14 protein-coding genes and 1 pseudogene are annotated in these 13,291 nt (G+C 41.4%); 12 read left to right on the top strand and 3 right to left on the bottom strand.

Annotated elements, in window-relative coordinates; genetic code table 11:
* The first annotated feature begins 296 nt into the window (after positions 1-296).
* The 9 genes and pseudogenes from IPO83_05785 (at position 297) to IPO83_05745 (ending at position 7,129) form a co-directional block, all read left to right on the top strand.
* Positions 297-1,043 (top strand): polysaccharide biosynthesis/export family protein, encoded by a 747-nt coding sequence (locus tag IPO83_05785; protein ID MBK9730781.1) that lies wholly within the window; start codon positions 297-299, stop codon positions 1,041-1,043.
* Complete coding sequence (locus IPO83_05780; GenBank protein ID MBK9730780.1) at positions 1,033-1,290, top strand: hypothetical protein; 258 nt, start codon at positions 1,033-1,035, stop codon at positions 1,288-1,290. Before IPO83_05785 ends, IPO83_05780 begins: the two co-directional genes overlap by 11 nt.
* Positions 1,232-1,939, top strand: coding sequence for a hypothetical protein (locus IPO83_05775; protein MBK9730779.1), 708 nt, complete (start codon positions 1,232-1,234; stop codon positions 1,937-1,939). The genes IPO83_05780 and IPO83_05775 overlap by 59 nt, the downstream gene beginning before the upstream one ends.
* Complete coding sequence (locus IPO83_05770) at positions 1,894-3,495, top strand: polysaccharide biosynthesis tyrosine autokinase (GenBank protein MBK9730778.1); 1,602 nt, start codon at positions 1,894-1,896, stop codon at positions 3,493-3,495. The genes IPO83_05775 and IPO83_05770 overlap by 46 nt, the downstream gene beginning before the upstream one ends.
* Before the next feature lie 15 nt (positions 3,496-3,510).
* Positions 3,511-3,699, top strand: a complete 189-nt coding sequence (locus tag IPO83_05765) for a hypothetical protein (GenBank protein ID MBK9730777.1) — start codon at positions 3,511-3,513, stop codon at positions 3,697-3,699.
* A gap of 236 nt (positions 3,700-3,935) precedes the next feature.
* Positions 3,936-4,979, top strand: a complete 1,044-nt coding sequence (locus IPO83_05760; GenBank protein MBK9730776.1) for an IS1380 family transposase — start codon at positions 3,936-3,938, stop codon at positions 4,977-4,979.
* Positions 4,980-5,126: 147 nt separating this feature from the next.
* On the top strand, positions 5,127-5,339 hold the full coding sequence (locus IPO83_05755) for a hypothetical protein (protein ID MBK9730775.1): 213 nt from the start codon (positions 5,127-5,129) through the stop codon (positions 5,337-5,339).
* A complete protein-coding gene (locus tag IPO83_05750; protein MBK9730774.1) occupies positions 5,294-6,091 on the top strand; it encodes an undecaprenyl/decaprenyl-phosphate alpha-N-acetylglucosaminyl 1-phosphate transferase in 798 nt (265 codons plus the stop codon). The genes IPO83_05755 and IPO83_05750 overlap by 46 nt, the downstream gene beginning before the upstream one ends.
* Before the next feature lie 71 nt (positions 6,092-6,162).
* A pseudogene (locus IPO83_05745) lies at positions 6,163-7,129 on the top strand (tryptophan 2,3-dioxygenase).
* 74 nt (positions 7,130-7,203) lie between these two features.
* Here IPO83_05745 and IPO83_05740 read toward each other — a convergent pair.
* The 3 genes from IPO83_05740 to IPO83_05730 all read right to left on the bottom strand — a co-directional run bounded on the left by IPO83_05740 (position 7,204) and on the right by IPO83_05730 (position 8,947).
* Positions 7,204-7,635, bottom strand: a complete 432-nt coding sequence (locus tag IPO83_05740) for a RidA family protein (protein MBK9730773.1) — start codon at positions 7,633-7,635, stop codon at positions 7,204-7,206.
* Between the two features lie 62 nt (positions 7,636-7,697).
* Positions 7,698-8,075, bottom strand: coding sequence for a rhodanese-like domain-containing protein (locus IPO83_05735; protein ID MBK9730772.1), 378 nt, complete (start codon positions 8,073-8,075; stop codon positions 7,698-7,700).
* The gene (locus IPO83_05730) at positions 8,072-8,947 is read right to left on the bottom strand and encodes a sterol desaturase family protein (GenBank protein ID MBK9730771.1); all 876 of its coding nucleotides are present in this window, start codon (positions 8,945-8,947) and stop codon (positions 8,072-8,074) included. Before IPO83_05730 ends, IPO83_05735 begins: the two co-directional genes overlap by 4 nt.
* A 132-nt stretch (positions 8,948-9,079) precedes the next feature.
* Between IPO83_05730 and IPO83_05725 the strand changes: the two genes are divergently transcribed.
* The 3 genes from IPO83_05725 to hypD all read left to right on the top strand — a co-directional run bounded on the left by IPO83_05725 (position 9,080) and on the right by hypD (position 13,213).
* The gene (locus IPO83_05725; GenBank protein MBK9730770.1) at positions 9,080-9,316 is read left to right on the top strand and encodes a hypothetical protein; all 237 of its coding nucleotides are present in this window, start codon (positions 9,080-9,082) and stop codon (positions 9,314-9,316) included.
* A gap of 270 nt (positions 9,317-9,586) precedes the next feature.
* Positions 9,587-11,866 carry a carbamoyltransferase HypF gene (gene hypF, locus IPO83_05720; protein MBK9730769.1) on the top strand — a complete coding sequence of 760 codons (2,280 nt, stop codon included), beginning with the start codon at positions 9,587-9,589 and terminating at the stop codon, positions 11,864-11,866.
* Between the two features lie 240 nt (positions 11,867-12,106).
* Positions 12,107-13,213, top strand: coding sequence for a hydrogenase formation protein HypD (hypD, locus tag IPO83_05715; protein MBK9730768.1), 1,107 nt, complete (start codon positions 12,107-12,109; stop codon positions 13,211-13,213).
* The last annotated feature ends 78 nt before the right edge of the window (positions 13,214-13,291 follow it).

Raw genomic sequence — 13,291 nt, 5'->3', positions numbered from 1 at the left:
TTCCATCCCTTTTGTCATTCTGACGAAGGAAGCAGTTGTATTATAGAACAACGGATGCTTCGTTCCCAAGCATTGCAAAGCCGCTGCTAATGCTTATCTGCACTATAAAGTCAGTATCTTTTGATAGAAAGTATTCATATTAGAATCCCCAACCCCAATTAATAACTAACGACTAATCACTTTTTCCCCTCTCCACCAAGGAGCTATCCAACACAAAAGTAAGACGCTTCGTTTTTGCGCATGTTCCGTTTACGCGGATTTATCTACATTTGAATTTCAGAAAAACTACCTCCAGATTGAAACGGATTTTAGTATGGCTGCTCATTGTGATGTGTATCTCTTCCTGTAAGGTTTTTTATCCTGACCGTCTTTTTAAGACGGATAAGGATTTTCCATTGGTATCCGCCGATTCACTTCACGTTCCAAAAGAATATGTGATTCGCCCGGGCGATTTGCTGGCTGTTGACATTTTTTCTAACAATGGCTACGAATTGGTGGATGTGCTCAGCCAGGAGAATGGCTCTACTTCAGCACTTAATTATGTTGTAAAAGAAGATGGTTATGTGATGTTGCCACTTCTCGATTCGGTTCCTATCCTCGGTTATTCACTCAGTGAAGCGGAAAAGTTTCTGCAACAGAAATACAGTTACTATTTTGTAAATCCTTTTGTGAGGGTAGATGTTGTGAATCGCCGTGCCTACGTGTACCGTGGACGGCAAGGTGCTGAAGTGGTGATACTTGATAAAGAAAACATGAACCTGCTTGAAGTGCTGGCTTCAGCGGGCGGTATGCCTTCTTTTGGTAAGGCCGATCGTGTGAGAGTGCTTCGTGGTGATCTTAGGCAGCCGACAGTTTTTGATGTAGATCTTTCCACAGTAGAAGGCATGATGCAGGCCAATCTGCGGATAGAAGCCAACGACATCATTTATATTGATGCCAAACTTGGCACCAACGATGTACTGTATCAGATTACGCCCATACTCACATTAGTATCAACCATTCTCGTAATTTATACAACCATTCTTGCGATTAATGGACAATAACATACCGAACAGCAGCGAACGCAAAACCATTTTAAGCCCTGTACAACGGCTATTGGGGGAGGATTTTAATCCTGCGCTTTTGCTGATCATGATCCGTAAGAGTTTTATCTGGTGTGTCATCATTCTCCTGTTTACTACCTCTGCTGCGCTTATTTACCTGCGTTATACGCTTCCTACCTACGAAGTAAATGCATCCCCTGATTGTAAAGTCCATCAACACGGCGCAGGCACTCGACATTCAGAATAGTCTCTTTCAGCAAAAGAACAACAACCTTGATATTGAAAAGGACATTCAGATCATGAAGTCGAATGTGATCATCGACCGCGTGATTGACTCATTGCCACTTCAGGTAAGTTATTACCGTTCGGGAAATATTCTGAATGAAGAGCTTTATAGAAACAGCCCGTTTCTTGTGTTTGCTAAAGTAAATGATCCACAGTTTTACGATCGTTCCATAAATTTCAGGATATTATCACATAAAGAATTTCAGCTTGACCATTCCTCCGATGGAGCGGGAATTTATGAAACCTATGAGTTCAACAAACATTATTCAACTCCTGCATTTGATTTTACAGTTCAGGTGAATGAACCGATTTTCAAGCGAGAGACACCAGATGAACTGGAATCAACAATATTTTTTACCATCAATAACGGTAATACAAATTACAATACTATTCGCAATGCTTTGCAGGTGGCTCCTTCAGCACCAACAATCGCATTGCTCATGCGCATCGGAAACCGCAAAAAGCGGCAGACATCATTAACAGGGTCTGTGAAGAATTTATTCAATACGACAAAGAAAAGAAAACGGAAAGCGCAACGCTTATACTTGAATTTATCGAATCGCAAGTGGACTCTATCAGCAATGATCTTCGCAGGTATGAGGATGAGATGACTGCGTTTAAACAGGCCAACGGTATTTCCATCGGTTCCATCGAATCGGATATTAATACACAATTAAAGGAACTCAAGGCAAAGCAGGATGAGTTCAGTCTGGAATACTCAACACTTGACTACTACCGCAAATACTTTATTCAATACCAGGATTCAACCAGGTTACTCTCCGGTATTGTTGACAACCGGTATCCGGGGCTCAGTGAAAATATTGTGCGGCTGGATGATTTGCAATCTAGGCAAAAACAATTGTTACTGAAACTATCTCCTAATAACCCTGAAATATCAAATATCAATACGCAGATTTCGGAGGTCAAGAAAAACCTGCTGCAAAGTGTCCTGAATTCACAAGACGAGGTGCGGCAAAAAAGCGATGAAGTGAATAAGGAAATAGAACAGTATCTCGGCAACTATTCAAATGTTCCCGGCATACAGGCACAGTACATCCGGTTATCCCGACTCAGTGATCTGAAAGAAAAATATTACCTGCTGTTGCTCGATAAAAAGTCGGCTTTCAGTATTACCAAAGCCGGATTCGTTTCAGATTATACGATTCTGAAAAAGGCCGACGTTCCCACCAAACCCATCTTTCCGAATGCACCGTTGATAAAATTGCTGGGTCTTGTTTCAGGATTACTCACCTGTATTATCCTGATCGTAGTACGTTATTTACTGCACCATAAGATTCTTTCCATCTCAGAAATTACACGTTACAGCGATGCGGGCATATTAGGGATCATTCCAAAATACCGGCAACCGATGGATGTTTCTAAACTGGTAGTGAATAAAAATCCCAAATCGGTACTTTCAGAATGTTTCCGTTCCATGCGTACCAACCTGGAATATATTTCTACCTCAAAATCAAATCCTCAGTTGATTGCGGTTACATCCACTGTTGCCGGTGAGGGTAAAACTTTCATTGCCGTTAACATGGCAGGCATCATGGCTGTTGGCGGCAAAAAAGTAATTCTGATTGATTTTGATTTGAGAAAGCCACAACTTCATAAAGCATTTCATGTTGATAATCAGAAAGGGGTCAGCACTATTCTGATTGGTAAATTTGGATTGGAAGATTGCATTCATCATTCAGAATGGGAAAACCTTGATTTCATCACGTCGGGTCCTTTACCACCCAATCCTGCCGAATTTATCGGCTCTAAAAAAACGGATGAACTGATCAATAAACTGAAAGAAATTTACGATGTGGTGGTGATTGATACTCCGCCGGTAGGTATTGTAACCGATGCTTTGCACCTGATTAAGCAGGCTGACGTACCGCTCTATATTCTACGCGCTGATTATTCCAGCCGTAATTTTTTGAATAATGTAAATTACCTGGTGAATGATCATGGCATCACTAAGCTTTCAATTGTGCTGAACGATATGGGAGAAGGAGCATCAATGTACACTTACAACTATGGCTATGGCTATGGCTACGGATATGGATACGGGGGTTACGGATCGCGTAGTTATGGTTATGATTACTACTCGGATGAAATGCCGGTGAAAAAGAATTTTCTTTTTCGCACGGTGGCATTCGTGAAATCATTCTTTTGAGTAAAACACCAAATTGTGAATCTGAACGGGGATAACTTCTTTTTTTATGCTGCGTGCGCCTGCTTTTTTGCATTGGCCATTATTTTTTCGTTGCTCACCAATGGTCTGCTATTAAAATTTTCGAGAACACTCGGCGATCGTCAGCAACAACACCGCCATGTTATCCGATGGTCGTCGCAGGTTAAACCCAGATTTAGCAGTTGAAAACTTAGGGTAAAGAAATGTACGGGTATATTGAAGAAATATTGACCTTAGTTGGAGTAAGCAAATCTTACAGTAAGCGCGATGTCATTAGCAATAGAATTCAGTGATAAAAAGGTTACTCCGTGGGGAGGACTGATTTTGATGAAAGAACTGTTGGATCGGACGGGGATAAGAGAAAAATTGAGGACCCTTGGTCTTCCGAGAGCCACAGCAATAACAGCATTGATAGTTTAACAATGGTCGAATCATTCTTTGCATCGGTTTGGATTGGAGCAACGGCGTTCAGCCAAACAGCGGTGATCAAATTGGATGATACGATCAAAGAAATATTCGGATGGAAGCGTATACCGAGCGGAACTACTTTTGGAAGATTCTTCAAGAAATTTTCATGGGAACAAAACAACCGGATATTTCCGGAACTGAATCAGTGGTTTTTTAATCAGGTTCAATTGAAGAACTATACGCTCGATGTTGATTCTTCAGTCATTACCCGATATGGAACAGGAGAGGGAAGTTTGATTGGCTACAATCCCATGAAAAAGGGAAGAACTTCCCATCATCCATTGTTTGCTTTTGTGAGTGAATTAAGAATGGTGGCTAACTGCTGGCTTCGAAGTGGCGATACGGCAAGTGCAACAAACATCATCGCGTTCTTAGAAGAAACCCTGGCAATATTAAAAGACAAAACGATTGGCTTATTCAGAGCCGATTCTGGTTTTGCCAGCAATACAGTATTTGAATACCTGGAACAACGACATATCCCATATGTAATAGCAGGCCGGATGCATGCTGTTTTGCAATACAAAATTAAAGACATCAAAAACTGGATTGCTATTGGACAAGGAATCTGGATATCGGAAATAGAGTATCAAGCAGCACGATGGAAACAGCCCAGAAGGATGGTAGTGATCGGACAAGATGTGCAGATACGCCCCAAAGCAACTGGTAAACAACTCAGGAAATTATTTGATGACACTTTGTATTACCAACACTACCGCTACCACAGTTTCATTACCAATCAGACACTGCCTGCCAAGCAAATATGGGAGCAGTACAAAGAGCGGGCAGATGCGGAAAATCGCATACAGGAACTCAAATATGATTTTGCACTGGAAGGATTTAACATGAAAGAGTTTTTTGCCACCGAGGCAGCGATGCGAATGGTCACAGTAGCCTATAACCTGATGAGTTTGTATAAACATGTAACCTCGCAAACAAGCGCCCAGCAACGGCTTCACAGCATCAGAATCAACTGCTTTGCAGTCGGGGTTGGATTGTAAAACAAGGATCAAAACGCATTCTCAAACTTGCCGTTAGAATCGAAAAACGACCCTGGATGGAAGGATTATTGAAAATAGTACGAGATGTGGGAATGCCATTATCTCTTAAAACTTAATTCCTACTGCAAAATCCGGGTTAAACCTTCTGTGGGCGGATTCTCATTCTATATTTTATTCCTGATTTCTTTTTCTGTTTACGGCATATTTGATTTTTCAGGCAATCAATATCTTAATCAGCAATTCCTTGGGCTAGTCTTTTCTGTAACACTGGGATTTCTCATCGGCCTGGCTGATGATGCTTATAATACTTATCCGTGGTTAAAATTCACAGGTCAGCTATTGTGCGGATTTTTCTGGTGACCACCAATACCATGATTCATGCGACCGGTATTTATATCCTCAATGTATTGATCACACTTACCTGGGTGGTCGGCATTATGAATTCCATCAACATGCTCGATAATATGGATGGCATCAGTGCAACTGTTTCTTTGGGCATCCTGTTTTCCTGCCTGCTTGCTTTGCTGGCGGATGATCATCTGATTTCGTTTTATACATTGCTGCTGCTCGGTGTTTCAGGCGCTTTGGTAGGCTTCCTGGTTTTCAACCTCCATCCTGCCAGCATTTATATGGGTGATACCGGGAGCCAGTTTCTGGGAGCTTTTATTTCCGCTATTTCTATTCAAATATTGTGGAATTACCGTGATGGCAATGGTCCTGCATTTCAATTCCACCAATACCTCCCTCCATTGATTGCATTTACTGTTCCCCTGATCGATACAACAACTGTATTTATCCGGCGTATTGTGCGTGGACACTCACCATTTATTGGCGGCCGTGATCATATTTCACATCATTTCGCTTACGCCGGACTATCAGACAAACAAGTAGCTTACTTATTGGGAGGTATGTCATTCGTATCGGCGTTGTTCACATATGTATTGATACTGTGGAACAGGGCACATTCCTCTCTCATAACATTCGGATTCTGCAGCTACTTCGTTGCGCTGTTTTTCATCGTCCAGCATTTTTATAATGTCGGCAAACGAAAGGAGAAAAACCTCTATTCTCATGCGCATAAGAGTAAAGAAGCAATTCCTGTTACAGATTGAACTATCCTCCGTCATAATTTATCTAAGAATCTTTTTTTAATTATGTGCAAATTCGCTTTCACTTTTTCTCTATGAATAACAATGATCAGCCACTTTCTGATGACCTGGTAAACCGCATCAATCAACTGAAGGAAAAATACCAGTTGATGGGCCAGGACATGCATTCCTACCTTGAAGGCTTACTCTATCAGGATTATCTCAAATACTGGGACTATATTAATCTTGATGCTTTGCTGAGTCTTCAGCACCCGAGAACAACTTTTCCCGACGAAAAAACTTTCATCATTTATCACCAGATCACAGAACTCAATTTCCGCCTTATCAGGAATGCTATTGAATTGATTGCTGATGCTCCACTACTCACGGCTGATTTTTTTATCAAGCAGATCAAAAGAGTAAATAACATCTTCGAAATGCTGAAAAATTCTTTTCTGTGATGTATGATGGCATGGATCGGGAACAATTTCTGGCTTTCAGAATGGCGCTTTTGCCTGCCAGCGGTTTTCAAAGCGGACAGTACCGGATCATCGAAATGTATTCCACCGACCTTCGCAATCTCGTTCATCAATCAAAAAGAGAGGAATTCACTGACGATGGAGATCCTGTTATATTGCTGCCATATCTATATTGGCGCCATGGTGCTATAGAACTTGCAACCGGTAGAAAAACGCTGATGCTTCGTCAGTTTGAAGAAAAATATGATAACTCTTTTATCTTCATTGCAAATGATTACCGCCATAAAAACCTGCGCAGGAAGTATAACGCACTGCCTGAATCAGAAAAAAACAATGTTGAATTAAAGGAAGTACTTCGGCGGTTTGACCAGCTTGCAAATGTAGAATGGCCCTTGGTTCATTTTCGTACCGCAACACGTTACCTCGATCGCAAGCCCGATGAAATTGCAGCCACCGGCGGCACCAACTGGAAAGATTACATGCCACCCAAAACCAGCTCATCATGTTCTTTCCTGAATTGTGGAGCGATGAAGAAAAAGAGAATTGGGGAAGAAATGTGAGCAAGGAAGCGATCGGGCTCTGAAGGAAGCAGTAATAGGCCGCTGAACTAAAGACTAACTCGCTACTCGCTACTCGCTACTCGCTACTCACTACTCACTACTCACTACTCACCACCGCAATACACTTCAACTCAATCGCAATAGCCGTAGGCAGCGATTTTATTTCAACTGTCGTTCTGCAGGGTTGATTGTCTTTGAAATATTCCGCATACAATGTATTGTAAGTTGGAAAATCATCTTTCATATTGGTGAGAAAAACAGTTACATCGATTAACTGAGCCCAACTGCTGCCTGATGCTTCCAGCACAGTACGAATGTTTTTAAATACCATATGACATTGAGCAGCTATGTCGTACTTCACCAATGTTCCGTCAGCATTGTATTCATTTCCGGGAATATTATTGGTACCTGCTTCCCGCGGACCGATGCCGCTCAGAAAAAGGAGATTACCCACTTTTCTCGCATGCGGATAAAGCCCAACAGGTTTTGGAGCCTTATCGGTAGCTATTTTTTCGTTCACGTATCGAATTATTTATGATATAAGTTCAAAGAATGTGGATGATGACCTATAATCCGTCCTACACACTTTTTTCACTTTTCCCTGGCTCCATTCCACTTGCTGAATCCTCCCTGCAAATTGTAAATTTCTTTAAATTCTTTTCCTGACATCATTGCAGAAGCCTTTGAAGAACGGCCACCTGACGCGCAATACACGAGGTAAGTTTTGTTTTTGTCCAGTGCGTCAATCTTAGTTTCAAAATCACTGTCGTAATAATTAAGGAGCACCGATTGAGGAATGTGTCCTTCTTTGTATTCTTCCGGCGTGCGTACATCAAGGATCACTACATTTTCTTTTTCCAGTTGTTCAGCAAAAGCTTTATTGTCTGCATTGTGGTAAGCAGTGGTGGTTGTCTGACTGCAGGCCGCAAAGGAGAGCAATAGTAAAAGAGAAAGTAATTGTTGTTTCATGTTTTTTGCTTTTTAGTAAATGGATGTTTCATCTGCTTTAAAAAAGTAACCGGAAAACTTTCATCGTGATCGAAACCCAGAGGTTCATCGCGGCCACTTTCCGGCCAGTAAACAGTTGCGAATAAATAATCCCAGCAGCTCAAAGTTAATCCAAAATTGACGCCATAACGGGCAGGTAAATACTTTGCGTGGTGCCAGATATGCATCTGCGAGGAGTTAAAAAGATATTTCAACGGACCGAAAGGCAGTTTCAAATTTGAATGATTTAAATGGCCGACAGCAAGCGTGAAAATATGCACTACAATAAAATCATTGATACCAAATCCAATCATTGCCAACGGAATATATTCAATAGTACGGTAAGCGATGGTTTCCATCCAGTGATAACGGAGATGTGCCGCAAAACCCATCTGCTCAACGGAATGATGGACTTTGTGAAATTCCCATAACCATTGAACACGATGCAGAAGGCGATGAACATTCCAGTCGATAAAATCTTTCACCACCAGCAATATCAGCAATTGGATCCAGGCCGGGCATGATTGAATACTGATAGCTGCAAGATTTTTTAAACCAAATAATCCGATAAAATCGCTGAAGGCCTGCACGCCAATATTTGACAGTGCATTGTAACCTACCAATGAAAAAATGAAGAAATTAAAGAACATATAAAATCCATCCAGCCAGAAATCTTTTCTGATAGCAGGTTGCTTTTTTCGCCATGGGAAAATTATTTCAAGCATCCAGCAAAGCAGTGAAATACCTATGAGCCAGTAAAAATAATTGTGCCAGGAAGGATAGAGAATTGCATCATATAAGTAATTAAAGTAGCCGGTAAATGAATCCGCAATGATGGAGATGTAGTTATTCAATTTCTGATCTTAAGGTCTTATGCAACGCTAAATATCCGCACATTTTTCAGGAATACATCATCCGCATCAAAACACCAGATTTAATTTCGTAAATAATGGTGACAGCCGGAACAGTTCGTAATCATAAAGCCGGTGACAACTGATCGAAGAAAATTAGTCCGTAGTTTTAAAGAGCCTGCTCAACCTGATCAATACAAGGTTTTGGCCTGGCAGGTTTGGATGACGATTGATCATTGGATGTATGCACGTCAGACCAGCGGACTCGACTACCTGTCGTTGTATGATTTCCTTAAAGATGTAAGGGCGCTGTTGCTGCCACATTTGAATCTTGAGGCTGAATCTTTGGATCATATTCGCGGAAACTTATAGCTGATTCATCGTGCCGGTTTTCAATCACAGCTCCTTCTAATTAAATCTTCGAAAGCAGTACATTTATTCCCGTACAAAAATGCCATGAGAATTTATATTTCGTCAAGTCATAAAAACTGTCATGCTGTTGATCTCCTGTCCACCCCTGCTGATGCTTAAAGTACATAAAGTGTTCTCAATAGCTAAGCACGGTGCTTTTGAAGAGCTCATTGCCGTTATAACTATGGAATTTGCTCCATGGATCAATACTGAGCATAACACTGCTTTTCCTTGACTTTTCACTTACATATCAAAGGACGCGTGCAGGGCATTGGTTTTCGTCCTCAAATTTTTAAGTGCGCTGTCGCTGAAAATATTTCCGGCTTTGCCAGCAATGATGCGGACGGTGTACATGTTTATTTCAACACACTTACTGATGAAGCAGCAAATATTTTTTCGCAGAAAATAATTCAAGAGGCTCCATCGCTTGCAATCATCAGGTCATGGACTTTATCGGCAACGGATGAACAGTCATTTTCTGATTTCTCCATTCGTGTAATAGAAAATAATGTTGCTGCCGATGTGCTGATTGCCCCCGATTTTGCCATGTGTCCTGAATGCAAACAGGAATTTCACGACCCGCTTAACAGGCGATATCAATATGGATTTATCACCTGTACCCTTTGCGGACCACGTTATTCCATTATGAAGCAACTGCCATATGAGCGCCACCTGACAACAATGGAGCCTTTCACGCTTTGTAATAATTGCAAAGCGGAATACGAGGACGTCCATGACAGGAGATATTTTTCGCAAACAAATTCCTGTCCGGATTGCGGCGTCAGACTTTCCTGGCATGCCAATAGTGGAGTGAATTTTTCAGGTAACCAACAGGAAATTCTTCAGACACTCTTACAAGCTTTAAGTGAAGGAAAAATTATCGCAGTAAAAGGTATTGGTGGATTTCTGCTGATGTGTGATGCAAGCAATCAATCAGCTATTCAAACATTGCGTCAACGAAAGCAGCGTCCCAAAAAACCATTCGCAGTATTGTTTCCGGAATTGGAAGTAGCGAGAGAATACGTGAAACTCCATCCTGTGGCTATTCATTCGTTGCTCAGCGAAGCAGCTCCCATTGTCTTGTTAAAAGCAACAAAAAAATCTTTTGAAGAGCTGGACATGAATGGCATTGCACCTGGCCTTTCAACCATCGGTGTTATGCTGCCGTATGCGCCCTTGCTTGAAATGATTGGTACACATTGGAAAAAACCATTGATTGCGACGAGCGGTAATCTGAGTGGTTCATGTATTGTTTTTCAATCGGAAAATAAACAAGCGCTGTTTCAATTTGCAGATTTCATTCTTGACCACAACCGACCCATTGTTGTTCCGCAGGATGACAGTGTAATAAGGTTTGGACAATTCAGTCACCAACCAATTTTATTGCGGCGCTCAAGAGGACTTGCTCCTGCAATTATCAGCGAAACAACAAACAGTGATGCTTCCATCTTTGCAGCAGGAGCCATGATGAAAAGCGCGTTTGCGATTTATCACAACCACCAGTTTTATCTGAGCCAGTATTCAGGAAATCTGGAAAGCTATGATGCACAGCAAAATTACCTGCATACTTTCCATCACTTTGAAAAATTGCTTGCACTGAAACCATCTGTTATGCTTGCGGACCTTCATCCTGATTATCCTTCCACAAAAATTGCAGAGCAGATGGCAGTGCAATTAAATGTACCCATCAAAAAGATTCAGCACCATGAAGCGCACTTCGCAGCCATTCTTGGTGAACATGATCTGTTCAGGATGGATGAAAAAATTCTGGGCATCATCTGGGATGGAACAGGATTGGGAAGCGATGGTAATAGTTGGGGCGGAGAATTTTTTATTTATGAGAAGGGAAACTTGACGCGCGCATATTATCTCGAACCAATCATCAATCTTGCCGGCGATAAAATAGCAAGGGAGCCGAGAATTGCGGCTTTGGCCATTGCAGGTGATTTGCTGGAGGCAGCATCCATCCTTCGACCCAAATTTTCAGATTTAGAATGGAATTTTTATAGGAAAGCGCTTTCACAGCCGGCTATTCAAACTTCAAGCGTGGGAAGGTATTTTGATGGAGTAGCTTCTCTTTTGAATCTTGTGAATATGAATTCTTATGAAGGAGAAGCGGCATTGCTACTCGAGAAATATGCCGACGATTATTTCGAAGAACACGGACCGGAAATTAATTCACATTATTTTAATGAAGAGATTGCCGCCCCGGAAATCCGGATGCATGGAGTAATTGAAAGCATTGTAAATGACATTCATTCCAATGTGCCGGTTGCTACTGTTTCAGCTCTTTTTCACAATAGCATGGCTGCAATAATCAGGAATGTGGCCGTGAAGGAAGGCATTCAGAAAATAGCTTTCAGTGGTGGTGTTTTTCAGAATGCTGTATTGGTAGATTTGATACATTTACAATTAGAACCAAATTTCAAAATTTACTTTCATCAACAGCTCTCTCCGAACGATGAATGCATTGCTTTTGGACAGTTAATGCATTACTTAAACATTAATTAGGAATTAAAAATTAGGAATTAAAAAATAGCAACAAGAATTACTTCATAGCTCATACTTCGCAACATGTGTTTAGCAATTCCTGGTAAGATCCAATCAATAAAAATGATTTATGGCAGTGCTATGAAAATGGCAAGGGTTTCTTTTTCACGCTCCTTTGTAGAGCGATTAATGGTGAGGAAATAAGAAGAAATAAATTTTTAGAACTGCTCATAGTGAACATAACATTCAAAAAAATGCTCCATGAAATATCTTTCTGAATTCCGGTCGCCCGAATTAGTGGAAGCATTGCTAACAGAAATAAAGCAATCAGTTACCCGCAACTGGAACATAATGGAAGTGTGTGGCGGACAAACACATTCTCTGGTAAAAAATGGTATCCTCAACCTATTGCCATCGCAAATTCAAATGATTCATGGGCCCGGTTGCCCTGTTTGCGTAACACCGGTTAGTTTAATTGATAAAGCTGTTCACCTTGCAATGGAATGCAATGTGATTCTTTGTTCGTTTGGTGATATGATTCGTGTTCCGGGCTCAGGCATGAGTTTGCTGGAAGCAAAAGCCAGAGGTGCTGATGTAAGGATTTTATATTCTCCACTGGAAGCAGTAAAAATTGCCAAAGAAAATCCCAATCGCGAAGTGGTCTTTTTTGCGGTAGGCTTTGAAACTACTGCTCCCGCCAATGCACTTTCTGTTATTCATGCAAGCAGGGAAGCTGTTACAAATTATTCCATCCTCGCTTCGCATGTATTGGTGCCACCTGCCATTGAAGCAGTGATGAATGATGCACTGAGCAATGTAGATGGATTTCTTGGAGCAGGTCATGTTTGCGCGATTATGGGCATGCATGAATATTATCCGCTTGTTGAAAAATACAAGATGCCGATTGTTATTACAGGTTTTGAGCCCGTTGATTTGCTGGAAGGAATTTTAATGACGGTGAAACAACTCGAAGCCGGTGAAGCAAAAGTGGAGAATCAATACGCGAGAATTGTTACGGAAGAAGGCAACATCAAAGCACAGGAAATAATTTATGAAGTGTTCGAAGTCACAGACCGCTTGTGGCGTGGGATGGAAATTATTCCCATGAGTGGTTATAAAGTAAAAGGCGCCTATCGTGAATTTGACGCGGAAAAAAAATTCAACATCAATATTGAAGAGGCACCTGAAAATCCGGAATGCCTTGCAGGCGAAATCATGAAAGGAATTAAGAAACCTTTTGAATGCCAGCACTTCGGTAAAAGATGCAAGCCTTCCAGTCCGCTGGGCGCACCAATGGTTTCAAGCGAAGGTGCTTGCGCCGCTTATTATCACTACTCAGCATACGCAGAACAAGTGACTTCACCATGAAGAGCCGCTTCATTGTTATCTCTTTCAATGGCATGCTACTGCGTGCAAAGAAAAATAACAGGTGAGCGAAGAAAGATG

The organism is Chitinophagaceae bacterium (assembly GCA_016717285.1).
In the GTDB taxonomy this organism is placed as follows: domain Bacteria; phylum Bacteroidota; class Bacteroidia; order Chitinophagales; family UBA10324; genus JACCZZ01.
This window is presented reverse-complemented; position numbering and strand designations above follow the sequence as displayed.

Coding starts and splice junctions, on each gene's coding strand:
- IPO83_05775 (MBK9730779.1), top strand. CDS start 1,232: ATGCATCCCCTGATTGTAAAGTCCATCAACACGGCGCAGGCACTCGAC.
- IPO83_05780 (MBK9730780.1), top strand. CDS start 1,033: ATGGACAATAACATACCGAACAGCAGCGAACGCAAAACCATTTTAAGC.
- hypD (MBK9730768.1), top strand. CDS start 12,107: ATGAAATATCTTTCTGAATTCCGGTCGCCCGAATTAGTGGAAGCATTG.
- IPO83_05760 (MBK9730776.1), top strand. CDS start 3,936: ATGGTCGAATCATTCTTTGCATCGGTTTGGATTGGAGCAACGGCGTTC.
- IPO83_05735 (MBK9730772.1), bottom strand. CDS start 8,075: ATGAAACAACAATTACTTTCTCTTTTACTATTGCTCTCCTTTGCGGCC.